The 25,346-nt window shown below is 74.1% G+C and carries 6 protein-coding genes; 1 reads left to right on the top strand and 5 read right to left on the bottom strand.

Annotation, left to right across the window (positions count from 1 at the left end):
* Positions 1-63: 63 nt before the first annotated feature.
* The 3 genes from SCWH03_RS04890 to SCWH03_RS04880 all read right to left on the bottom strand — a co-directional run bounded on the left by SCWH03_RS04890 (position 64) and on the right by SCWH03_RS04880 (position 15,749).
* Positions 64-4,986 carry a type I polyketide synthase gene (locus tag SCWH03_RS04890; RefSeq protein ID WP_173262283.1) on the bottom strand — a complete coding sequence of 1,641 codons (4,923 nt, stop codon included), beginning with the start codon at positions 4,984-4,986 and terminating at the stop codon, positions 64-66.
* Positions 4,987-5,110: 124 nt separating this feature from the next.
* Entirely contained in the window at positions 5,111-10,726 is a 5,616-nt protein-coding gene (locus SCWH03_RS04885; protein WP_254076564.1) for a type I polyketide synthase, read from the bottom strand.
* 43 nt (positions 10,727-10,769) lie between these two features.
* A complete protein-coding gene (locus SCWH03_RS04880; protein WP_173262280.1) occupies positions 10,770-15,749 on the bottom strand; it encodes a type I polyketide synthase in 4,980 nt (1,659 codons plus the stop codon).
* A gap of 207 nt (positions 15,750-15,956) precedes the next feature.
* On the opposite strand from SCWH03_RS04880, the gene SCWH03_RS04875 reads away from it, so the two are divergent.
* Positions 15,957-16,727, top strand: a complete 771-nt coding sequence (locus SCWH03_RS04875; RefSeq protein WP_254076563.1) for a thioesterase II family protein — start codon at positions 15,957-15,959, stop codon at positions 16,725-16,727.
* A 145-nt stretch (positions 16,728-16,872) separates the two neighbouring features.
* Here the strand turns inward: SCWH03_RS04875 and SCWH03_RS04870 are convergent, their stop codons facing one another.
* Both SCWH03_RS04870 and SCWH03_RS04865 read right to left on the bottom strand, forming a co-directional pair.
* Entirely contained in the window at positions 16,873-18,048 is a 1,176-nt protein-coding gene (locus tag SCWH03_RS04870) for an FAD-dependent monooxygenase (protein ID WP_173262277.1), read from the bottom strand.
* Positions 18,045-25,295 (bottom strand): non-ribosomal peptide synthetase, encoded by a 7,251-nt coding sequence (locus SCWH03_RS04865; RefSeq protein WP_254076562.1) that lies wholly within the window; start codon positions 25,293-25,295, stop codon positions 18,045-18,047. The genes SCWH03_RS04870 and SCWH03_RS04865 overlap by 4 nt, the downstream gene beginning before the upstream one ends.
* Between the last annotated feature and the right edge of the window lie 51 nt (positions 25,296-25,346).

Below are 25,346 nucleotides of genomic sequence, written 5' to 3'. Positions count from 1 at the left end.
GGAGAAGCCTTTCGTGGCGGTGCCTGTTCGGGACACACGGATGTCGGGCCGGGAGGCGGAGCGTCAGGAGATGCCGAACTCGCGGCCGAGGGCGTCGAGCATGTCGTCGTCGGAGACGTCGGCGAGATCCGCGTCCGCCGCGTCCGCCGCGTCCTCGGCGGCGGACGGCCCGGTTTCCTTCCAGCGGGCGAGGATGTTCGACAGGCGCATGGTGATCCGGGCCCGGCCGACCGATCCCGTGTCCCAGCCGGCCAGAGCCGCTTCCAGACGGTCCAGCTCGCTCTCGGCGTTCACCGCCGGGTCGCCGTCGGCACCCTCCGGGAGCAGGAGCGCGAGCAGGAAGGCGGCGGCCTCGGCGGGAGTCGGATGGTCGAACGCCAGGGTCACCGGGGTTCTGAGCCCCGTCCTGCCGTCCAGCCGCTTGCGCAGGCCGACCGAGGCCAGCGAGTCCAGCCCGAGGTCCCTGAAGGCGCGGTGGGGCTCGATGCGCTCGGCGTCGCCCCACCCCAGCTGCGCCGCCGCCTCGGTGCGCACCAGATCGGTCATCGCCGTCAGCCGTTCCGCCGGTCCCCGGGCCAGCATCTCGCGGCGGAAGACCTCGGCCGGCACGGACTCCGCCTGCGGCCCGGTCGCGCCCGTGGCGGCCCCCCGCACCTCCGGCAGGTCCCCGATCAGCGGACGGGCCCGGGCCGCGGTGTAGGCGGCGGCGAAGGGCTCCCATTCGACCTCGGCCACCGTCACGGCCGCGTCGTCGTGGGCGAGGGCGAGGCGGAGGGAGGCGATGCCGTCCTGCGGGCTCACCGGGACGAGGCCGATACGACGCAGCAGAGGGGCCGTCTCGGCGTCCACCATGCCGCCGTCGCCCCAGAACCCCCAGGCGATCGAGGTGCCGGCCGCGGCCCGGGCGCGGCGTTGCTCGACGAGGGCGTCCAGCGAGGCGTTGCCGGCGGCGTAGGCGCCGCTGCGGGAGCTGCCCCAGACCGCGGCGATCGAGGAGAACACCACGAACGCGTCCAGCTCGGTGTCGCCGAGCAGCTCGTCGAGCACCCGGGCCCCGTCGACCTTGGCCGAGACGACCTGCCGGAACTCCTCGGTGGTCATGTCCTCCAGCGGGGTGCTCTGCGGGACACCGGCGGCGTGGAACACCGAGCGCAGCGGCCCGAACTCCTCGGCGGCGTCGCCCAGCACCCGCTCCATGGCGGCGCGGTCGGCGACATCGGCGGCGATGATCCGGACCGGCGTACCGGTGTCCGCCAGTTCGGCCGCGAGCTCCGCAGCGCCGGGGGCGTCCGGTCCGCGTCGGGAGAGCAGGACCAGCGAGCAGCCGCCCTGCTCGGCGAGCCAGCGCGCCACCGCCCCTCCGATGGCCCCCGTCCCTCCGGTGACGAGCACCGTGCCGGACGGCTTCCACTCGCCGGGCGACCCGGTGGCGGCGGCGTGGGTCAGCCGCCGGGCCCAGACGCCGTTGGACCGGACGGCGAGCTGGTCCTCGTCGCCGGCCCGCGCCAGCGCTCCGGCGAGCAGTCCGGCGCTGCGGCCGTCCAGCCTGTCGGGCAGGTCCACCAGGCCGCCCCAGCGGTCCGGCCGCTCCAGCGCGATGACCCGGCCGAGCCCCCAGAGGGCCGCGCCGCGGGGATCGGCCGGCGGGTCGGACGGGCCGGCGCTGACCGCGCCCCTCGTCAGACACCACAGGGGTGCGGCGGCGCCCGTGTCGCCGAGGGCCTGGACGAGGACGAGCAGCCGCTCGGCGTCCTGTCCGACACAGGCCACGGCGTCGAACGGGCCCGCGCCGGTGAGCAGTTCGGCGAGTGCGGCGCGGTCGGCGCCGGCCGGGGACAGCACCTCGGCCGTCTCGAACAGCCGCGCCACCTCCTTGGTCCGGTCGTCCTCGCCCACCAGCAGCCAGCGGCCCGGGACGCCGGCCGCCGACGGCGGTTCGGTGACGGCCCGCCAGGTGATGCGGTAGCGCAGGGAGTCCAGGCGCGACCGGCGTCGCCCCTCGCGCCGCCAGCGGGCGAGCGCGGGCACGACCTCGGCCAGGCCGGCGTCCGTGCCGAGATCGCCGGACAGCTGCGCCAGGTCCTCGCGCTCCACGGCGTCCCAGAACCGGGTGTCGGTCCCCGTCACGGCGGCGGCGGTGTCCGCGGCGGTGAGCCAGTAGTGCTCGTGCCGGAAGGCGTACGTCGGCAACGGCACCCGCGCGCCCGGCTCCAGCACGCGGGTCCAGTCCACCGGGAGGCCGTGGACATAGCCCTCCGCCACGGAGAGCAGCATCTGCTCCGGGCCGCCCGCGTCGCGGCGCAGCGAGCCGAGGACGGTGCCGTCGGAGTCGGCGGCCCTGAGGGTCTGATGGGTGCCGACCGTCAACTGCGGGTGCGGGCTGGCCTCGACGAAGCAGCCGAACCCGTCGGCCAGCATCGCCTCGGTGGTGTCCAGGAACCGCACCGGCTCCCGCAGGTTGCGGTACCAGTACTCCGCATCCAGCTCCCGGCCCGTGAGCCGGGTGCCGGTGACCGTCGAGTAGAAGGGCACCTCCGCCTCGCGCGGCGTGATGCCCCGGAGGGCGTCGAGGAGTTCGTCGCGTACCGACTCGATCTCGGCGGAGTGCGCGGCGATGCCCGCGACGTCGACGCGCCGGGACCACACCCCGTCGGTCTGGCAGCCTTCCTGGAAATCGTGCAACGCCCCCGCCTCGCCCGAGACGGCGACCGAGTCCGCCCCGTTGACGGCGGCGATGGACAGCTTGCCGTGCCACGGCGCGATCCGGTCCGCGGCGGCCGCGGCGGAGAGCCCGACCGCCAGGGCACCACCGCGGCCGGCGACCTTGAGCAGGAGCCTGGACCGGGTGACCACGATCCGGGCGGCGTCGGCCAGCGACAGCGCACCGGAGAGGTAGGCGGCCGCGATCTCGCCCTGGGAGTGGCCGACGACGCCGTGGACGTCGATGCCGTAGGAGCGCCAGAGCTTCGCCAGGGAGACCATGACCGCGAACAGCGCCGGCTGCAGGACGTCCACCTCGTCGAGGCGCTGCGCGTCGGCGCCGGTCACGACGCCGAGCAGCGACCAGTCGACCATGTCGTCGACCACCCGGGCGCACTCGTCCAGCGATTCGGCGAACACCGGGCAGGAAGCGTGGAGTTCGCGGGCCATCCCCGGCCACTGCGAGCCCTGGCCGGGGAACATCAGGGCCGTCTTCCGGCTCGCCGTCACCGTGCCGGTGACGACGCTCCGCGGCAGGTCGAGGCCGTCCGCCAGGCACCGCAGACCGGCCAGCAGCGCCGTGCGGTCCGGGGCCACCACGGCGGCCCGGTGGTGCAGATGCGCCCGGGTCGTGGCGAGCGACCAGGCGATGTCGGCGGGCGCCGCGTCGGGCGCGGCCAGCAGGTGCCGCCGGAGCCGGTCCGCCTGTGCGGCGAGACCGGCGGACGTCCTGGCCGACAGGACGACGGGGTGGGGTCCCGGCGGCGGTGGCTTCACGGCGGATCGCGCCGGTGCATCGGTGCCGGTCGCCCCGCCTGGACCGGCGGGGCGGGCGTCGTGTTCGAGGATGACGTGCGCGTTGGTGCCGCTCACCCCGAACGCGGACACCGCCGCCCGGCGGGGCCGGTCGACCTCCGGCCAGGCCAGTGCCTCGCGGAGCAGTTCGACACGGCCGGCCGACCAGTCCACCTGGGTGGTCGGCCGGTCCACGTGCAGGGTCTTGGGCATGACCCCGTTGCGCAGCGCGAGGACGGTCTTGATGACCCCGGCGATGCCGGCGGCGGCCTGGGTGTGGCCGATGTTGGACTTCAGCGAGCCGAGCCGCAGCGGCCGTTCGGCCGGCCGGCCCTGGCCGTACGTCGCGAGCAGCGCCTGTGCCTCGATCGGGTCGCCGAGCGGGGTGCCGGTGCCGTGCGCCTCCACCATGTCCACCTGGTCGGCGGCGACCCTGGCGGCGGTGAGCGCGGCCTCGATCACCCGCTGCTGCGCGGGGCCGTTCGGTGCGGTCAGGCCGTTCGACGCCCCGTCCTGGTTGAGCGCCGAGCCCCGGACGACGGCCAGTACCCGGTGGCCGTTGCGGCGGGCCGCGGAGAGCCGTTCCAGGACGAGCACCCCGCACCCCTCCGACCAGCTGGTGCCGTCCGCGTCGGCCGAGAACGCCTTGCAGCGGCCGTCCCTGGCCAGCGCACGCTGCTTGCTGAACTCCGTGAAGACCATGGGGGTGGCGATCACGGCCGCCCCGCCGACCAGGGCGAGGTCGCACTCGTCGCGGCGCAGCGACTCGCCGGCCAGATGGAGCGCGACGAGCCCGGCCGAGCAGGCGGTGTCGACGGTCATCGCCGGACCTTCGAGACCGAAGAGGTACGAGATCCGTCCCGAGGCGACGGCCGGGGCGCCACCCGTGACGACATGCCCCTCCGCGTCGGCGGGGACGTCCGCCGACGGGGGCCCGTAGCCGAAGGGCGACAGTCCCACGTACACGCCGGTGGTGCTGCCCCGCAGCGAGGTCGGCGGGATGCCCGCCTGTTCCAGGGCCTCCCAGGAGGTTTCGAGCAGCAGCCGGTGCTGCGGGTCCATCGCCCGCGCCTCGCGCGGCGAGATTCCGAAGAACTCGGCGTCGAACCCGGCGGCGTCGTGCAGGATCCCGCTCTCCGTGACGTAGCTCTTGCCGGGGCGGTCCGGGTCGGGGTCGTAGAGGGTGTCCAGCGGCCAGCCGCGGTCGGCGGGCAGCGGGCCGATGGCGTCGACCTCGGCGGCCACCAGCTCCCACAGATCCTCGGGCGAGCGCACTCCGCCGGGGAAGCGGCACCCCATGCCGACGATCGCGAGGGGTTCGGCGGCCTGTTCGCGCACGGCCCGCAGGCGCTGCTTGGCCTGCCGCAGATCGGCGGTGACGCGCGTGAGGTAGTCGCGGTACTTCTCCTCGATCGGTTGCGGGGCCGCGGGGGAGCCGGCGGGCTCGCGGGAGGGACCGGGTGCGTCGGACACGGTGGGCTCGGTGGACACGGTGGGCTCCATGTGTGGTCGGTGGGAGGCGGCCGCCTGGAGCTGGGGCCGGACGCGGGTCCGTGGGCTCCATATGTGGTCGTCGGGAGGCCGGAGGGCGGGGCTCTCGGGCGCCGGGCCTGGCTCACGCCAGGCCCAGCTCCCGGTCGGCGAGCGCGAAGACGTCCTCGTCCGGCTCCGCCTGGTCCGCGGCGTCCACCGTGCTCTGCTCCCTGCCGTCGTCGAGCCGCCACAGCAGGGAGCGCAGCCGGGCGGTGGCCCGGCCGTGTTCCGCGTCCTCCACGTCAGAGGTGGTGAGCAGGGCTGTGAGGTGGTCGACGGCCTCGGCCAGCGGGGACCTGCCCTGCTGCGACTCCAGGCGGGCGAGCAGATGGCGGGCGAGCGCCGACGGCGAGGGCAGATCGAACGGCAGGGTGGCCGGGAGGGTGAGACCGGTGGCGGAGGCGAGCCGGTTGCGCAGCTCCACCGCGGTGAGGGAGTCGAGCCCGAGGTCCTTGAAGGGCTGTTCGTCGTCGACCGCCCCGTCCCGGTGGTGGCCCAGCACGGCCGCCACGTTCTCGCGGACGACGTCCAGCAGCATCCGGCGCCGCTCGTCCTCCGGCAGCTCCGACATGCGCGTCCGCAGCGCGGTACCGGACACCGGGACGCTGCTCGCCGCGCGGGCCGGACCGGCGGGTGTGCGGACCACGCCGGCGAGCACCGGCGGCAACGCTCCCGCGGTGGCGCGGGCCCTGAGCGCGGGCAGGTCCAGACGGACGGGCAGGACCACCGGCCCGTACTCCCCGCCGATCGCCGCGTCGAACAGTGCCAGTCCCTCGGCGGGGGACATCGTGATGAGTCCGGAGCGGTTGAGGCGGCCGACGTGCGCGGTGCCGATCCTGGCCGCCATGCCGGTGGTGTCGCTCCACAGCCCCCAGCCCAGCGAGAGCCCGGGGAGCGACTCGGCGCGGCGGCGCTGGGCGACCGCGTCCAGGAAGGCGTTCGCGGCGGCGTAGTTGCCCTGGCCCGGACCGCCCAGGGTGCCGCCGACGGAGGAGTAGAGCACGAAGGCGGTCAGATCCAGGTGACGGGTCAGCCGGTCCAGGACGACGGCCGCGTCGACCTTCGGACGCAGTACCGTGTTCAGCCGCTCCGGCGTCAGATCCTCGACGAGACCGTCGTCCAGGACGCCGGCCGTGTGGATCACCGCGGTGAGCGGATGGCCGGCGGGCAGCGAGCCGAGCAGCTCCCCGACGGCGGCGGAGTCGGCGGCGTCGCACGCCGCGACCGTGACCCGCGCCCCCGACTGCTCCAGCTCGGCGCGGAGTTCGGCCGCTCCGGGCGCCTTGGGGCCACGCCGGCTGGTCAGCAGCAGATGCCGCACACCGTGCTCGGCGACGAGATGCCGGGCCAGCAGGCTGCCCAGTCCGCTCGTGCCGCCGGTGACCAGCACGGTGCCCTCGCCGTCGAAGGGGGCGGGCCGCCGCCCGGCGGCGCGGGCCGGGGCCAGGCGGGGTACGCGGGCGACCCCGCGCCGCACGGCCACCTGGGGTTCCTCGTGGGCGAGCACTCCGGGCAGCACGGACCAGGACGCCGGATCGTCGTCGAGGTCGGCCACCAGGACCCGCCCGGGATGCTCGTTCTGCACGGTCCGCACCAGTCCCCAGGCGAGGCTGCCGCAGGCGTCGCCGAGGGGAGGGCCGGCGTCGGGCATGACCGCTCCCCGGGTGAGCAGGAGGAGCCGGGAGCCCGCGAAGCGCGCATCCCCCACCCAGGTCTGCACGAGGCCGAGGACGGTCGCGGCGTATGCGTGCGCCCGCTCGGCGAGGTCGGCGGAGCCTTCCGGCGCGCCGCCGGGGGAGTGGCGGGGGAAGCAGGGGACGAGGACCGCTCCGGGCGCGGGCCCGTCCGTGGCGTCGAGGGCGGCGGCGAGCGCCGGCAGACTCGCGTGGCGGCTCAGTTCGACGCCGTCGATCGCGCACTCGTCTGCCCCGTCTGCCCCGTCGGTCCTGTCGGCCGCGTCGGTCCTGTCGGCCGCGATCAGCGCCCAGGTCCGCGGCGCGGAGCCGGCCGCGCCTGCGGGCAGCTCCCGCACGGGCCACTCCACCGTGTACAGCGCGGTGGGATCGGTGCCGGGGGCCTGCAACTGCTCCTGGCTGACCGGACGCAGGGCGAGTTCACCGACGGTCGCGACGGGCCGGCCCGTGCCGTCGGCCAGTTCCAGGCCGACGCTGCCCGGTCCCGTCCCCCGGACCCGTACGCGCAGCGCGTCGGCGCCCGAGGCGTGCAGCCGCACCCCGCTCCAGGAGAACGGCAGGTGCGCCTGGCCCGTGTGCAGGATCGCGCCGGGCAGGGCAAGGGAGTGCAGGGCGGCGTCGAGTAGCGCGGGATGCAGCGTGAACCGCTCCGTGCCGGACAGCCGGGGAAGGCCGATGTCGGCGTAGAACTCCTCGCCGAGCCGCCATGCGGCCCGCAGCCCCCGGAACGACGGTCCGTAGTCGACGCCGCCCTCGGCCATGCGGTGGTAGAGGTCGTCGACCGGGACGGGGACGGCCCCGGCCGGAGGCCAGGCCTCCGGCGGGGTGGCCGGCTCCTCCTGGGGACCGGTGGCGAGCAGCCCGGTGGCGTGGCACGTCCACGCGGCGTGCGGGTCGCCGTCCTGCGGACGCGAGTGAATCGTGACCGTGCGCCGCCCCGAGTCCTGGGCCGCGCCCACCAGGACCTGCACGGAGCGGGCGCCCTGTTCGGGCAGGACAAGCGGGCTCTGCAGCGTGAGTTCCTCGACCAGGGTGCAGTCCGTGTGCCCGGCGGCGGTCAGGGCCATGTCCAGCAGCCCCGCGCCCGGCACCAGCACCACGCCCAGCACGGCGTGGTCGGCGAGCCAGGGGTGCTCCCGCAGCGACAGGCTGCCGGTGAGGACGGCCCCGTCCGTGCCCGGCAGCGCGGTCTGCGCCGACAGCAGCGGATGACCGGTGGCGGTCAGGCCCGTGCCCGCCGCATCGGTCCGCTCCACGCCGTCCAGCCAGTGGCGCTCCCGCTGGAAGGCGTAGGTGGGCAGGTCCGGCGACGCATCGGACGGGGTGCCAGCCCCGGGCCAGCGGACGGCGATGCCCCGGGCGTGCAGCCGGGCCAGTGCCGTCAACAACGCGGGCGTCTCGTCGTGCTTGCGGCTGAGGGTGGGCACGAAGGCGGCGGTGTCCTGGTCGAGGATCTCGCCGCCGAGCGCGGTGAGTGCGGCGTCCGGGCCCAGTTCGAGCACGGTGTCCACCTGCTCACGGGCCAGCGCCCGCACCCCGTCGGCGAACCGGACCGTGGCGCGGATGTGGTCCGCCCAGTACGCGGGGTCCGCGAGCAGGTCGTCGCCGATCAGGCCCCCGGTCACGTTGGAGACGACGGGGATCGTCGCCGGCCGGAAGGCGACCGACGCGGCGATCCGGGCGAACTCCCCGAGCACCGGATCCATGAGCGGGGAGTGGAACGCGTGGCTCACGTCGAGGTACCGGGTGCGGCGGCCCCGCCGGGCGAACTCCGCCTCCAGCATCCCCACGGCCTCGGTGCGGCCCGACACCACCACCGACTCCGGCCCGTTCACCGCGGCCACCGCCACCGCGCCGACCTCCTGCGACAGCGCGGCGACCCGGGGCAGCAGCTCGTCCTCCGACGCCTGGACCGCGAGCATCCGGCCGTCCTCGGGTACGGACTGCATCAGCCGCCCACGGGCCGCCACCAGCCGTGCCGCGTCCGGAAGCGAGAGCACCCCGGCCGCGTGCGCGGCGGACAGTTCGCCCACGGAGTGCCCGATCAGCAGATCCGGACGGACGCCGAGCGACTGCATCAGGCGGAACAGCGCCGTCTCCACGGCGAACAGGGCCGGCTGGGCGTACGCCGTCGTCCGCAGCGCCTCCGCCTGGGCGGGATCGTCGGCGAAGACCACCGACGCCAGCGGGCGCCCCAGGTGCGGGTCCAGTGCCGCGCACGCCTCGTCGAACGCCTGAGCGTACCCGGGAAAGGTCTCGTACAGGCCGCGCCCCATGCCAGGGCGCTGGGCCCCCTGCCCGGTGAACGCGAAGGCGAGGCCGCCCCCGGCCGGCGTCTCCAGGCGGACGCCCTGCGCCGGCCGGTCCTCGCTCAGGGCCGCCAGGCCGCTCCGCATGCCGTCGAGGCCGTCGCCGGTGAGCACCGCCGTGTGCTCGAACACCGACCGCCCCGCGGCCAGGGCAAGACCCACCTCCTCCGGTGCCGCGTCCGGGTGGTCCCCGGCCCAGTCCCGCAGACGGGCCGCCTGCGCCCGCAGCGCCTGCCTGCTCCGCCCGGACACCACCCACGGCATGCCCGTCAGGCGCGGCGCCGGTGCGGTCCCGTCCTCGGGGGCCTCGTCCGGTGCCTCCTCGAGGATGAGGTGGGCGTTGGTGCCGCTGATCCCGAACGCGGACACGCCCGCCCGGCGCGGCCGGCCGGTACGGGGCCAGTCCCGCCGCTCCGTCAGCAACCGCACCCCACCCGCCGACCAGTCCACCTCCGGGGTCGGCTCGTCCACGTGCAGCGTCCGCGGCAGTACGCCGTGCCGCAGCGCCATCACCGACTTGATCACACCGGCGACGCCGGCGGCGGCCTGCGCATGCCCGAGGTTCGACTTCAGCGACCCCAGCCACAACGGCCGTTCGGCCGGCCGGCCCTGGCCGTACGTCGCCAGCAGCGCCTGCGCCTCGATCGGATCACCCAGCCGCGTCCCCGTCCCGTGCGCCTCCACCGCGTCGACCTCGTCGGCGGACAGCCCGGCCGCGGTCAGCGCCCGCCGGATCACCCGCTGCTGCGAGGGCCCGTTCGGCGCCGTCAGGCCGTTGGAGGCGCCGTCCTGGTTGACCGCCGACCCGCGGACGACGGCGAGCACCCGGCGCCCGTGCCGCCGCGCGTCCGACAGCCGCTCGAGGGCCAGCACACCCACGCCCTCCGACCAGCCGGTGCCGTCCGCGTCCGCCGCGAAGGACCGGCACCTGCCGTCCGGTGACAGCCCGCGCTGACGGCTGAACTCGACGAACATCACCGGGGTGTTGATGACCGTCGCCCCGCCCGCCAGCGCCAGCGAGCACTCTCCCGCGCGCAGTGCCTGGACCGCGAGGTGCAGCGCCGTCAGCGAGGACGAGCAGGCCGTGTCCACGCTGACGGCGGGGCCTTCGAGCCCGAGGGTGTAGGCGAGCCGGCCGGACACCACCGAGATGGCGTTGCCGGTGCCGACGAACCCCTCGGCCTCCTGCCGGGACTTCTGCAGATGGATGATGTGGTCCTGCATGCCCGTACCGATGTAGACACCGGTGTCGCTCCCGGCGAGAGACGCCGGGGGGATGCCGGCGCGCTCCAGCGCCTCCCACCCCGTCTCCAGGACCAGCCGCTGCTGCGGGTCCATCGCGGCGGCCTCGCGGGGGGAGATGCCGAAGAACCCCGCGTCGAAGTGGGTGGCGGTGTCGAGGAACCCGCCGCCGCGGGCGTACGTGGTACCCGGTGCCGCCGGATCGGGGTCGTAGAGGGCGTCCAGGTTCCAGGAGCGGTCGGTGGGCAGATCGCCGATGACATCGCGTCCCTCGGCGACCAGCCGCCACAGATCCTCCGGCGAGAACACCCCGCCCGGGTAGCGGCAGCCCATCCCGACGATCGCGACCGGCTCGCGGGACGCCTCCTCCGTCGCCTGGAGCCGCACCCGGGTGTCGTGCAGGTCCGCGGTCACGCGCTTCAGGTAGTCCAGCAGTTGTTCTTCGGATCGCATGTCCTGCTCATCTCCGGAATATGGCCGACGACGGGGTTACTGGCTACGAGAGGCCGAGCTCTCGGTCGATGAAGGCGAGGACCTCGGACCGGTCGGCGTCCGCCAGCGTCCGTGCGACCTCGCCGGCGCCGTTCGCCGGGCCCGCGTCCCACCGGGCGGCCAGCGACCGCAGCCGGCTCGCGACTCGGCGCTGCTCGGCTTCGTCGAGGTCGGCGGAGCCGAGCGCCGACCCGAGGCGGTCGATCTCGGTGAACAGGGACGACGGGGTGTGCGCTCCGTCACCCAGGAGGGTCCGGCTCAGATGACCGGCGACCGCCTCCGGCGTCGGATGGTCGAAGACCAGCGTGACCGGGAGGGGGACTCCGGCCACCGCCTGCAGCCCGTTGCGCAGTTCGAGGGCGGTGAGGGAGTCGATCCCGAGTTCCTTGAACTGCTCCCGCGGGGACACCGCGTCGGGCCCGGGATAGCCGAGGGTGCTCGCCACCTGGGCACGTACCGTCGTGAGCAGCAGCCGGTCCCGCTCACCCGCGGTGAGGCCCGGCAGGCGTGCGGCCAGCGTGGGCACCGCCCCGCCGCCGGGAGCGCCGGCGCGCCCGTCGGCCGCGCCGGGGGCCGGGTGCGAGGACCGGGCCACCTCCCGCAGCAGGGGGCTCGGCCGGGAGGCGGTGAAGGAGGGCAGGAACCGTCCCCAGTCGACATCGGCGAGCGCCACGTTCGCCGGGCCGTCGGGGCCGTCGGACAGCAGCGCGGACAGCGCCAGGAGGGCCAGCCGGGGTTCCAGGGCGGTCAGGCCGCGCCGCGACAGGCGCTCCTCGATGCCCTCGTCCACCAGACCGCCGCCGGTCCACGGCCCCCAGGCGATCGAGGTGGCGGGCAGCCCCTCGGCCCTGCGCCGCCGGGCCAGGGCGTCGAGGTGCGCGTTGGCGGCGGCGTAGGCGGCCTGGCCGCTGCTGCCGACCGTGGCGGCGAAGCCGGAGAACAGCACGAACGCCGAGAGCGCGGTGCCGCGGGTGAGCTCGTCCAGCAGCCGGGCGCCCTCTGCCTTGGGCGCCAGGACGGTTTCCAGGCGCCCGGTGTCCAGGTCGGCGGTCATGCCGTCGTCGAGCACTCCGGCGGTGTGGAAGACCGCCGTCAGCGGATGCCGGTCCGCAATGCCGTCGAGGAGTTCCTGTACGGCCCGGCGGTCGGCGACATCGCACGCGGCGACGGTCACGGTGGCGCCCATCGCCTCCAGGTCGGCCCTGAGCCGGGCCGCGCCGGGCGCGTCGGCCCCGCGCCTGCCGGCCAGCAGCAGATGGGCGGCTCCCCGGCCGGCGGCCCAGCGGGCGACGTGGGCGCCCAGCGCACCGGTACCGCCGGTGACGAGGACGGTTCCGGACGGCTGCCAGGGGGCGGTCTCGGCGGCCGGGCGCACGCCGCCGTCCGGGACGAGCCGGCGTCCGAGGACGCCGGCCGGACGCAGCGCCAGCTGGTCCTCGTCCGCGGGCGCACCGCCCAGGGCCGCGCACAGCCGGGTGCCTGCGTGCGGATCGAGGACGCCCGGCAGGTCGACGAGGCCGCCCCAGCGTTCGGGGTGCTCCAGCGCGACCACCCGGCCCAGGCCCCAGATCTGGGCCTGTTCGACCTCACCGGGCGGGTCGCCGGCCGCGGCGGTGACCGCGCCCTGCGTCAGGCACCACAGGGGCGCGGTGATCCCGGCGGCGCCGAGCGCCCGGACGAGGGCGAGGGTCGCCGCCGTGCCCCGGGGCACCGAGGGGCACGCGGTGTCGTACCGCCCGTCGAAGGCCAGCAGGGACACCACTCCGGCCGGCTCCGGCCCCCCGTCCGCACAGGCCCCCCGCAGGCGCTCGGTGAGCGTCGAGGCGTCGGCTTCCGCCGGGCCGGCGGGGAGGTCCAGGACCGGGCAGCCCGCCTCCCGCAGGCTCTCCCGCACCCATTGCGCGGTGGCGCCGGACTCCGTGCCGCCCGGGTGGACCAGCAGCCATCTGCCGTGCGGCCTCCTGGCGGGGAGGGCGAGCGGCCGCCAGCGCTCGGCGTACCGCCAGCCGTCCACCCGGGCCTGTTCGAGCCCCTGGCGGTGCCAGGAGGCCAGTTCCGGCAGGACCTCCCCCAGCGGGGTCCGGTCGTCGCACCGCAGGCCGGGACCGAGACCGCCCAGGTCCCCCTTCTCCACGGCCTCCCAGAAGCGGGCGTCCACCGCCCCCCGGCCGGCCGTCGCGGACCCGCCCGCCGCCGGTCCGCCTTCTCCGTCCCGCGCGGCAGCCGGGCGGGGCCAGTAGCGCTCGCGCTGGAAGGCGTACGTGGGCAGGTCGACCTGCGGCGCGCCGGACAGCCGGGGCAGCGCCGCCCAGTCGACGCCGACACCGTTGGCGTAGGCCGTGGCCAGGGAGGTGAGGAAGGCCCGCCGGTCGCTCGTGTGGCGCCGCAGGGTGCCGAGGACCGCCGCCTCCCCGCCGCCGTGTTCCACGATCTCCGACAGCGCCGTCTTCAGCACCGGGTGGGGGCTGATCTCCAGGTAGACCTTGCTCCCGGTGGCGGCGAGCCGCTGGACGACCGGCCCGAACTCGACGGTCCGGCGCGTGTTGCGGTACCAGTACGCGGCGTCCGGGACCGTCTCGGTCCCCGCCGGCTCCCCGGCGACCGTCGACAGGAAGGCGATGCGCGCCGGCTTCGGCGCGAGGTCCGCCAGGTCCGTCAGCAGCTGCTCTTCGAGGGCCTCGACGGCGGGGTAGTGGGAGGCGCAGTCGGTGGCGACGCGCCGGGCACGTATGCCCCGCCCGGCGCAGGCCGCCAGCAGCTCGTCCACCGCCTCGCTGTCGCCGGAGACCACGCTGAGGGACGGGCTGTTGACCCCGGAGACGAACAGCCGCTCCGGCCAGGCGGCGATCAGCTCCTCGACCTGCGCCCGCCCCAGGGGGACGGACACCATGCCGCTGCGCCCGGACAGCGCCAGCAGGGCCCTGCTGCGCAGCACCGCCACCCTGGTCGCGTCCGCGAGCGACAGCGCGCCGGCCGTGTAGGCGGCCGCGATCTCGCCCAGGGAGCTGCCCACCACGGCCGACGGCTCGACACCCAGGGAACGCCACAGGTCGGCCAGGGCGGCCGTGACCGCGAACAGCACGGGCTGGATCACGTCGACCCGGTCCAGGCCCGGCGCCCCCTCGGCCTCGCGCAGGACGTCCAGCAGGGACCAGCCGACGTACGCGGCGAGAGCCTCGGCGCAGGAGTGCAGGGTCTCGGCGAAGACCGGGAACTCCTCCCTCAGCTCCAGCGCCATGCCCGCCCACTGGCCTCCCTGACCGGGGAAGACGAAGACCACGTCCCGGCCGCCGACGGCGCAGCCGGTGACCGCCCGCGCGTCCGGAACGCCCTGGACGACGCTGTCCAGCCCGCCGAGCAGTTCGGCCCGGTCCGTGCCGAGGACGACGGCCCGGTGGTCGAACGTGCTCCGGGTCGTCACCAGCGAGCCGGCGACCCCGGCGGGTGCGAGGCCGGGGCGGTCGGCCAGATGGCGGTGCAGTCTGCGGGCCTGCTCCCGGACGGCGGCGGCGGTACGGCCCGAGAGGACCAGCGGCAGCGGCGCCCCGCCGGTGTCCGTACGGTCCCCGGCGCCGCCGTGCGCAGGGGACTGCGGCGCTTCTTCGAGGATGAGGTGGGCGTTGGTGCCGCTGACCCCGAAGGAGGACACGCCCGCCCGGCGCGGCCGGCCGGTACGGGGCCAGTCCCGCCGCTCCGTCAGCAACCGCACCCCACCCGCCGACCAGTCCACCTGCGGCGTCGGCTCGTCCACGTGCAGCGTCCGCGGCAGTACGCCGTGCCGCAGCGCCATCACCATCTTGATCACGCCACCGACGCCGGCGGCGGCCTGCGCATGCCCGAGGTTCGACTTCAGCGACCCCAGCCACAACGGCCGTTCGGCCGGCCGGCCCTGGCCGTACGTCGCCAGCAGCGCCTGCGCCTCGATCGGATCACCCAGCCGCGTCCCCGTCGCATGCCCCTCCACCGCGTCGATCTCCTCGGCCGGCAGCCGGGCGTCACGCAGGGCCTGCCAGATCACCCGCTCCTGGGAGGGCCCGTGCGGCGCGGACAGGCCGTTGGAGGCACCGTCCTGGTTCACCGCGGATCCGCGGATCAGTGCCAGGACGGGATGGCGGTTGCGCTCGGCGTCGGACAGCCGCTCCAGCACGACCATGCCGACGCCCTCGGCCCACGCGGTGCCGTCCGCGGCGGCGGCGAAGGACTTGGCCCGGCCGTCGGGGGCGAGATTGCGCTGCCTGCAGAACTCGGTGAACGTCGTGGGCATCGACATCACCGTCACCCCGCCCGCCAGGGCCAGTGAGCACTCCCGGGCGCGCAGCGACCGGGCCGCCATGTGCATGGTCACGAGCGACGAGGAGCAGGCCGTGTCGACGGTGACCGCCGGACCGACCAGCCCGAGGGTGTAGGACAGCCGGCCGGAGACCACGCTGCCGGTGTTGCCGGTGGTCAGGAAACCCTCGAAATCCTCCATGGAATCGTGCAGCCGGACGGCGTAGTCCTGGTTCATGGCCCCGGCGAAGACACCGACGTCACTGCCGCGCAGAGCCTGCGGGGAGATCCGGGCCCTTTCCAGGGACTCCCAGGCGACTTCCAGCAGAAGCCGCTGCTGCGGATCGATCGTCACGGCCTCGCGCGGAGATATCCCGAAGAACGCGGCATCGAACCATCCGGCATCATAGAGAAACCCGCCCTCGCGCACATACGAGGCCGCCTTTCCGTCCGGCCCCTCGCTGAACAGCGCGTCCAGGTCCCAGCCCCGGTCCACGGGAAACGGGCCGCCGGCCGTCCTCCCCGACGACACCAACTCCCACAGCGCTTCCGGAGAGTCCACATTCCCGGGAAAACGGCAGCCCATTCCCACGATGGCAATGGGCTCGCCGTTCCTTTCCTCCTCCGACTGAAGCCGCCGCCGGGTATCGCGCAGGTCCCGCGTGACCTTCCGGAGCGCGGTCACCAGCTGGTCCGACCGACCTTCACCTGTCATGACCATCCGTTCTCTCCACTGATGCTGCGGGTTCCGCAAGAAGGGTTCACCGCTCCGCGGCGGCTGGACAATCCCCTAACCACCCCCTACCGCCCCCGACTTGAAATGCCCGGCGGGATGCGGGGTTGAACCGGCGGCGGGCGACTGCGATTCTCTGGACACTTCACTGCGGGACGCAAGTGCCACAACAGCGGAAGGGGCAATGAGTTGAATGCAGAGACAGCCGCAGAGCCGGACCGGTGGATCCGCAACTACCGACCGGGTCCCGCAGAGGCGCTCCCGCTGGTCCACTTTCCCCACGCAGGTGGTTCCGCCAGCTATTACCGGCCCCTCTGCATTTCCCTATCGGACCGTTTCAACGCCCTCGCCCTGCAGTATCCGGGGCGCCAGGACCGGCGCGATGAACCGTGTGTCACCGATCTGCACGTCCTGGCGGACCTCCTGTTCGACCGCCTGCGGCACCTCGCGGACCGCCCGCTGGCGTTCTTCGGCCACAGCATGGGGGCACTCCTCGCCTTCGAGGTGACACGGAGGTTCGAGCGGGAACTTGGCACCTCACCGGTGGCGCTCTTCCTGTCCGGGCGGCGCGCCCCGTCCCGCCGCCGGGACGAGTACCTCGACCTGAGCGACGACGACAGCCTGCTCGCCGAGATCCGGGAGCTGAGCGGCACCGACCCCCGGCTGCTGGGGGACGGCGAGATGCTCAGGATGATCCTGGAGCCGCTGCGCGCCGACTACCGGGCCCTGGGCGACTACCACTTCACGCCCGCCCCGCCCGTCCGCTGCCCCGTCACCGTCCTCACCGGCGCAGACGACCCCCGCACCTCCCACGACGAGGCAGCCGCCTGGCAGGAGCACACCACCGGCACCTTCGCCCTGCGGACGTTCCCCGGCGGCCACTTCTTCCTCGGCGAGAACGTCACCGCCGTCACCGACTTCGTCACCGAGCGCCTCACCGGCGCCCCGCTGCCCGGTTGAGCGAGTCGGAGAGCCGCCGCGTCGTCGTGCTCGACCCCACGGGGTTCTGCCTCAGCCGCCCCTCGCATCCGCTGTGCGGAGCCGGCCGGCCCGCGCGGGCAGCGTGCCCGCCCGCGAGCCGGCCGTGAGCGGTCCCGGGGCCCGGTCAGCTCCGCGGGGGCCAGGTGAGGACCCCTTCGTTCTGGGCGGTGAGCTTCGACAGCGGCACGAACCGGAAGTAGAGGTCGCGCGCCAGGGCGGGAAGGAAGCCCTCCAACTGCTCGGTCTCGCTCAACGCGCGGGCCGCGGCGACCAGTCCCTCCGTTCGCGGCCGGCGCTCGTCCTCGTAGCCGCGCAGCGCCGCGACCGGGTCCGCCGTCGCGCGCAGGTGCTGGGCGAGGACGACGGCGTCCTCGATGGCCAGCGCCGCCCCCTGGCCCAGACTCACGAGCATCGGGTGGGCCGCGTCGCCGAGCAGGGTCATGCGCCCGGTGCCCCACCGCCGAAGGAACGGGCGGTCCTGGGCGGTGATGCGGACGATCGACTCCTCGGGGGTGGTACGGATCGCCTCCCGCACCTCGTCGGCCCAGCCCGCGAAGAGGCCCTCGAGCCCCGCCTTCCCGCGCCGCAGGTGTCCGGACGCACCCGGGGGCACGTTCTTCGTCGCCCACCAGTAGGCGCGGCCGCCGCCGATGTCGGCGAGGCCGAAGCGCTGTCCCCGCCCCCAGTAGTGGGCTGCGTAGCCCCTGCTCATCCGCGGGTGCGCGAACGGCACCGTGGCCAGCCAGCACGCGTAGTTGCCGGGCCGCGGTCCGTCGGCGTGCGCCACCTGCCGGCGGATCGCCGAGTTGAAGCCGTCCGCCCCGATCAGGAGGTCGCCCGAGGCGGTCCTGCCGTCCTCGAAGGTGACCTCGACCCCGTCCTCACCGTTGGCGAACCCGGCCGCCGTGGCACCGAACTCGATGACGCCCTCGTCCCCGAGCGCGTCCAGCAGCGTCTGCTGGAGGTCGGCCCGGTGCACGGCGTAGTTCGAGGCACCCAGCCGGTCCGAGACCTCACCGAACGGAAGGGCCCTGATCGGGCGGCCGCTCCGGGTGAGGAACCTGAGCTCCTCGAAGACCTGGCCGCGCTTGGCGAGCCCCGGGGCGATGTCGATGTCGAGAGTGCGCAGTGCCAGGACCGCGTTGCACATCAACGACACCGCCGTGGTGCCCGGTCGCAGCTCGGGGGCCCGCTCGAACACCTGCACCTCGACGCCTGCGCGGCGCAGTGTCGCGGCCGCTGCGAGGCCGCCGATGCCCGCTCCGATGACCAGAGCCTTGCGCGGGGGGTTCTGCGTCACTTCCGCCTCCTGCTCTTCTTCTTCGCCGTCCGCCTCCGGGCCGGTTGGGCGGTCGCCATCACCTGAGCCACCTTCTCGGCGACGACGTTCACCTGCGGTTCCTCCAGGAGCACCAGGTGGTCACCGGGGACGTCGACCACCTGGAGCCCTCCCGTGGCCAGGTCGCCCCAGCCGTTGGCGGGGTCCCTGTGCAGGCTCTGCGCGGCCCCGTGCATCGGCTGGAGGATCATGGGCAGTTCCGAGGCCGCGCGGAGCAGGACCACGTCCCCGTCGACCGGTTCGGGCCGGTAGCTGAGGATCGCCCGCCAGTGCGCCCTGAACATCTCGAACAGGCGGCGCACGGTGGTGCGTGAGCTGCCCGCCGGCAGGACGCCCTCCCGTGTGGCGTGTCCGACGATGAAGTCGAACTTCGCCTCTTCCTCCAGGCCGTCCGGCAGCGGGACCACCGGCGCGGCGCCGCCGCGCTCCATCCACAGCAGCTCCCAGAAGAACCACTCCAGCAGCGAGTGGTCGGCGATGTCGGGCCGCTCCCCCTGCCTGACGGCGATCGGGTCGATCAGCACGGTGCCGCGCAGGGCGTCCGGGTCGCTGTGCCGCAGCTGTCGTGCCATCTCGAAGGCGACGAAGCCGCCGAAGGACCATCCTCCGATCACGTAGGGCCCTTCGGGGCGCACGCGCCGCACGGCTTCCAGGTAGCCCGCCGCCATCTCGGGGATCGAGCCGACGGGCTCGGTGCCCGGCACGGTACCCGAGGCCTGGAGCGCGTAGACGGGCTGGTCCCGCGGCAGGTGACGGGCGAGGCGCACATAGCACAGCACATGGCCGCCCAGCGGGTGGACCAGGAACAGCGGCGGCTTGCCGCCCTCGGTGCGGATCGGTACGACGGGGTCGAACCGGGCCGCGGAGCCGCTGCCCTTCAGGTGCTGTGCCAGACCGGCGACGGTCGGGGCGGCGACGAAAGCGGCGAGCGGGACGTTGACGCCGTAGCGCCTCTCGATCGTCATTACCAGCCGCATCGCGGTCAGTGAGGTGCCGCCGATGTCGAAGAAGTTGTCCCGCACGCCCACCGCGGGCAGTTCCAGCAGTTCCGCCAGGATGCCCGCCAGTGCCCTCTCGTGATCGTCGGCGGGCGGGGTGGCGTCCGACGACGGAACGGCCAGCGGCATGCGGCGCAGCAGCGCGTCGTCCCGCTTGCCGCTGGGCGTCAGGGGCAGGCTCGGCAGCCACTCCAGGTGCGCGGGCATCATGTAGTCGGGCAGCACCGCGCGCAGCCGGCCGCGCACCTCCTCCAGGTCCACGGCGCCGGGGTCGCCGACGAGGAACGCCGCGAGGAACGCGTCTCCGCTCTCCCGGTGCCGGGACACCACCGCCACCTCGCGGACGCCGGACGCGGCCTGCTCCTCGGCGACCTTGCCGAGGGCGAGTTCCACCTCGGCCAGCTCGACCCGGAAGCCGCGCACCTTCACCTGGGAGTCGACGCGGCCGAGCCAGACGAGGTTGCCGTCGGGCATGACCCTGGCGAGGTCACCCGTGCGGTACAGACGGGCGCCCGGCTCACCGGACGGGTCGGTGACGAACCGCTGCCCGGTCAGGTCGGGGCGGTTGCGGTAGCCGTGTGCCAGGCACACCCCTCCGACGTAGATCTCGCCCTTCGCGCCCGGCGGCACCGGCCGCATCAGGCCGTCGAGCAGGTGCAGCTCGATGCCGTCCACGGGTACGCCGACGGGCGGCAGATCGGGGAAGAGGGCCGGGTCACCGGTCATGGTGTGATGGGTGAGCAGGTGGGTCTCGGTGGGTCCGTACTGGTTCTCCAGGACCGTGTCCGGCCGCGCCGCACAGAACCGGCGGATCTCGTCGGTGACCCTCAGCTGCTCTCCGGACGAGATGACCACCCGCAGGGCGGCGGGCCGGATGCCGAGCGCCCGGGACGTCTCGGCGAGCTGCTGGAGCGCGACGTAGGGCATGAAGACCCGCTCCACCTCCTCGCGGTCCAGGAGCCGCAGCAGGGCCGGCATGTCCTTGCGCTCGTCCTCGGCGAGCAGCTGCAGGGTGCCGCCGCCGCACAGGGTGGAGTAGATCTCCTGGAACGCCACGTCGAAGCTGAGCGGTGCGAACTGGAGGGTCCTGCCTCCGGCCGCTCCGCTGGCCGAGGGGATCTGCCACTCCAGGTAGTTGGCGAGCACGCGGTGCGGGAGTTCGACGCCCTTGGGCTCCCCGCTGGATCCGGAGGTGAAGAGGAGGTAGGCGACGGCTTCGCCCGCGATCTCCGGCAGTTCGGGCGCGCTCCCGGGCGCCGGCTCCGCGGCGAGCAGGCCCGCGACGTACAGCAGCCGCGAGGAGTCCTCGAAGAGGTGCGCGTGCGCCTCGTGCGTGAGGATCCGCACGGGATCGGCCTGCGCGACCATCGCCGCGAGCCTGGCCGGCGGATAGCCCACGTCGAGCGGGACACAGGTGGCGCCCGCCTTGGCGACGCCCAGGACGGTGGCCAGTGTCTCGGGAGAGCGGTCCATGGCGATGCCGACGGTCGATCCGGGCCGCGCTCCGGCGCCGATCAGGCCCTGGGCGATGCGATGCGCCGCCTCGTGCAGCCGGGCGTACGTCCACTTCCGGGTTCCGCAGGAGACCGCGATCGCGTCCGGGGCGGCCGCGACGTGCTCGTCGAAGCGCTCTACGACGTTCCGATGAGGTTTCCCGGGGGTGCGGGGCCCAGCGCCGCTCCGCAGCACCGCCTCGGCCGGCGGAACGCGCAGGAAGGCGAAATCGGCCGGCTCCCCTGGGTGGTCGGTCATCCGCCGGAGGACGGCCAGGTACGTCCGTGCGATGCCCTCCACCTGCGATGGTGAGAAGGTGCGCCCGTCGCAGTCCATGCGCAGCCAGAGGCGTTCGTCCACCGGGTCGGTGATCGCGTTGACCAGGATCTTGAAGTTCGTCTCCTCCCACGTCCTGAAGCCGGTCAGCTCCATGCCGGTGCCCTCGAAGAGCGAGCTGAGGACGTGCGGGTTCACATAGTTGAAGGCCGTCTCGAAGAGGACGCCGCCGCCGCGGTCCTCCTGGATGGCGCTGAGCGGATAGTGGCGGTGGGGGTGGCTGTCCTGCTCCTGCCGGTAGACCTCACGCGCCGCGTCGATCCAGCTGCGCGGCCGGGTGTCGAGGCGCAGCGGCAGCGTCTCGAGGAAGAGCCCGGCGATCCTCTCGGCGCCGGCCTCCTCCGGCCGCCCGCCGGTGACGAGACCGGTGGCGATGTCCTGTGTGTCGGAGAACAGCCGCAGGGTCAGGCAGTGGGCCGCGAGCAGCAGGGACTTGACGGGCAGGCCGTGGGTGCGCGCCAGGCGGCGCAGCCCGGTGCCGAGGCCGTCCGGCAGTTCCACCCGGTGGTGGACGACGCCCTCGACGCCGGAGGGCTCGTGGGGCCTCAGTCCGTCGATCTGGGCCAGTTCGACGCCGGTGAGCAGCCGCTGCCAGTACCGCCTGGTCTCGTCGGAGGCGAGGGCCCGCCGTTCCTCGCGTACATGGAGGGCGGGGGACGGCAGGGGGCCGGACGGTACGGCTTCGACCGGACGGCCGGCGTGGTGGAGGTAGTCCTGCAGCAGCTCGCGCACGAGGGTGGCGACGCTCCAGCCGTCCAGTATCGCGTGGTGGAAGCTGAACACCAGCTCCAGGGTGTCGTCGTTCAGGACGTGCGCGCGGAAGAGGTAGAGCGGCGGCCTGTCCAGCCGGTACGCGTGGTACCTCCGCTCCTCGATGTGCCGGGCGATCTCGGCCTGCGCCTCCTGGCCGCCGACACCGCGCAGGTCCGCGATCTCCAGCCCGCCGACGGCCTCCCGGTACACGAGCTGCAGGGGCTCGGAGAACCCGCCGAGGTCGAACGCGGAGCGCAGCACGGGGTGGCGTCGTACCAGGTCGTCGAAGGCGGTGCGCAGCGCCCTCCCGTTCCAGGCAGTCCTGAGGGAGTAGCGGAAGACGTCGTGGTACACGGCCGTCCTCTCGTGCTCCCGGCTGTGGTAGAGCAGGCCGAGGTGCAGCCGGGTCGCCGGGTAGGCGTCCGCCAGGCCCGCCATGCGGGCGCGGTCGACTCCGGAGACCAGCGCGAACGGCTCAGGCGGTGCGTCCCGCACGTCGGTCGGCGACGTGGCCGCGCGGGCGGCGAGCGCCGCCACGGTGGGGTTGCGGACCATGTCGGCGAGGGTGAAGTGGACGCCCGCGCGGCGTGCCTCGGCCTGGATGCGGAGCATCATGATCGAGTCGCCGCCCAGGGAGTAGTAGTCCTGGTCGACGCCGATCTCCTCGGTGCCCAGCACCGCCGCCCAGGCCGCCGCGATCTTCGCCTCGACCTCGTTGGCGGGTGCCGCGGGTGCGGCATCCGCCTCGACGGCGGGGGCGGGCAGCCTGCTGCGGTCGGCCTTCCCGTTCGCCGTGAGGGGTATCGAGTCGATCCTCACGAAGAACGCGGGAACCATGAACTCCGGCAGGGTCTCCAGCAGCCGGGGCCGGAGATCGGTGAGCCGCACTCCCTCGTCCACCACGCAGTAGCCCACCAGGTGGGTGCCCCGGGAGGGTGTGGTCCGGTCCACCACGACCGCGTCCCGGACCCCGGCCAGGGCCGTCAGATGGTTGCGGACCTCTCCGGGCTCCACCCGGTTCCCGCGGATCTTGACCTGGTCGTCGAGCCTGCCCAGGTACTCGAGGGCGCCGTCCGCGAGCCATCGCGCGCGGTCCCCGGTGCGGTACATCCGCTCGCCCGGGGTGAAGGGGTCGTCGACGAACGCCGCGGCGTCCGGACCGGGCCGGCCCAGGTAGCCGCGTGCCACGCCGACGCCCGAGATGCACAACTCACCGGGCGCGCCGGTGGGCTGGAGGTCGCCGTGCGCACCGACCACGTAGAGCCGGATGTTGTCGATGGGCCGGCCGATCGGTATGCGCCGCGGTTCGTCGGCCGGGTCCGCCGGGCAGTCGTGGTACGTGACGTCGACGGTCCCCTCGGTCGGACCGTAGAGATTGACGAGCTGCGGCGCCGCGGTTCCGGCCGCCGCGAAGACCTGGTTGAACCGGTGCACATGTGCGGGTGTCAGCGCCTCACCGCTGCAGAAGACCAGCCGCAGGGAGGCGATCTCGCCGAGCAGCGCCGGGGCCTCTTCGAGCAGGTCGAGGAAGGGGCCGAGCATCGAGGGCACGAAGTGGGCCACGCTCACCCGGTGCTCCCGCATCGTCGTGAGGATGGCATGGGGATCGCGTTCGCCCCCGGGCGCAAGGAGTGCCAGTCCGGCACCGGTGATCGACCACCAGAACAGCTCCCACACCGAGACGTCGAAGGTCGCCGGTGTCTTCTGCAGCAGGACGTCGCCGGGGCCGACCGGATAGCGGCGCTGCATCCACTCCAGCCGGTTCACCACGGACCGGTGCTCGACCTGCACGCCCTTGGGCTGCCCCGTGGACCCCGAGGTGTAGATGACGTACGCGAGATCCAGCGGGCCGCCTGCGGGCACGAGCGGCTCGGGCGCGGCGCTCGGGGCCGCTTCGAGGCGGCGCACCGGTGCGGTGCCGCCCACCACGGTCCCGGACACCGCGGTGCCCAGCAGGAGGGACCTGGCCCCGCTGTCGGTCAGCAGGAACCTGACCCGTTCCGGGGGATGGCCCGGGTCGACCGGTACGTACGCGGCGCCCGCCTTGAGTGCCCCCAGCACCGCGACGACGAGTTGCGGGCCGCGCTCGACCGCCACGGCCACCCGGTCGCCGGTGGCCACGCCGTCGCCCACCAGCTGGTGTGCGACGTGGTCCGCCCAGGCGTCCAACTGGGCGAAGGTGAGCGAATCGGCAGGGTCCTCCGCCAGGACGGCCACCGCGTGCGGAGTCCTGGCCGCCTGCCGCTCGAAGAGGGCGTGGACCGTGGAGTCCCGCGTGTAGTCGGTCACCGGACCGCTGCCCGCGGCCAGCAGGGCGGCTCGGTCCGCGGCCCCGACCATGGATATCTCCGCCAGGGGGCGGTCCGGCCGGTCGAGTGCGCCCTTGAGGATCGCCTCCAGGTGGACGGCCACCGACTCGATGGGAAAGTCCGCGTCGAAGACGTCGACGGCGTAGTCCATGTCGACGAGGACGTCACTGACGTCGTCCAGCTCGTTCACGACGACCGCCAGCACGTCGTCGTCATGGGCCCGGGCCTGCACGACGGTCTCGTACGCCACGCCCTGCACGACGGCCGGACTCGGCCAGCGCAGGTAGGCGATGGTCGTGTCGAACAGTCGCTTGCGGCCGCTGTCCTGGAGCGGGACCGCGCGGAGCAGATCGCCGAGGGAGAACCGCTCGTGGGGCTTGAGCGCCCGGGTGGCGGACTGCACCTCCGCGACCAGTTCGCTCATCGAGCGGTCCTGGCGGGGGTTCACCCGCAAGGGCAGTGTGTTGGCGAAGTGCCCGACGGTGCGCTTCTGACCGCCGGTGGGCCGGTTCAGCAGCGGTACGCCCAGAACGACCTCGTCGCTGCCGTGGATGCGGGAGAGATAGACGGAGAAGGCGCTCGCGACGAACGCGAAGACGGAATGGCCGCGTTCCCGTATGCGCTCGATGAGAGAGCGCTCGATCCGGAAGCTGTGGCGGGCGCTCCACCGGGAACCGGCCGGTGCGGTGCGGCGGAAGAAGGCCGGGGCGACGCCCTTCAACCGCTCCTGGAAGAACGCGCGGTCCTGCTCGTGGCCGGCCGAGTCCCGGTAGCGGCGCTCGTCCTCGGCGAAGTCCAGATAGGACGGCGCGGGCCGGCCGTCGAATTTCCCGGTCCGCCGCACCTGGTCGTACTCGGCACGTACCTGGGACATGAACAGGTTCAGCCCCCAGGCGTCCGCGACGATGTGGTGCACTTTGACGTAGGCGTGGACGGTGTCCTCGCGCTCTCTGAGCACGGCGATCGCGAACAGCCGGCGACGTTCCACATCGAACGCGACATCGAACGCGTCGGTGATCCACGCCTCACAGGCCGCACGCGGCGCGTCGGCTCCGGACAGGTCGATCGTCGGAATGTCGAACGCCTCGTGCTCGACCCACTGGCTCGGGGTCCCGTCCTCGGGGTCGATGCGGAGCTGGAACGCGTCGTTGCGGTCTGCCGCTCGGCGTAGGCACTCCTTGAGCAGATCGACGTCGACCTCGCCGGTGAAACGGTCCACGATGAAGCAGTTGAACTGCGGGAGGTCGGGGAAGAGAGAATTCGCCGCCCAGATGTCCTGCTGATAGGCCGTGAGAGTGCTACGCCCACGGATAGCCACGATCCCTCCATTGTCCTTGGCCGCTGCCTTCGATCCCCGGGATGTGCGCAT

The sequence above is a fragment of the Streptomyces pacificus genome, assembly GCF_011766325.1.
Taxonomy (GTDB): domain Bacteria; phylum Actinomycetota; class Actinomycetes; order Streptomycetales; family Streptomycetaceae; genus Streptomyces; species Streptomyces pacificus.
The sequence above is the reverse complement of the archived record's forward strand: the minus strand, read 5'-3'. Positions and strand labels throughout refer to the sequence as shown.

Excerpts from the sequence above, each read along its gene's own strand:
- SCWH03_RS04885 (WP_254076564.1), bottom strand. The coding sequence starts at position 10,726 with ATGCGATCCGAAGAACAACTGCTGGACTACCTGAAGCGCGTGACCGCG.
- SCWH03_RS04880 (WP_173262280.1), bottom strand. The coding sequence starts at position 15,749 with ATGACAGGTGAAGGTCGGTCGGACCAGCTGGTGACCGCGCTCCGGAAG.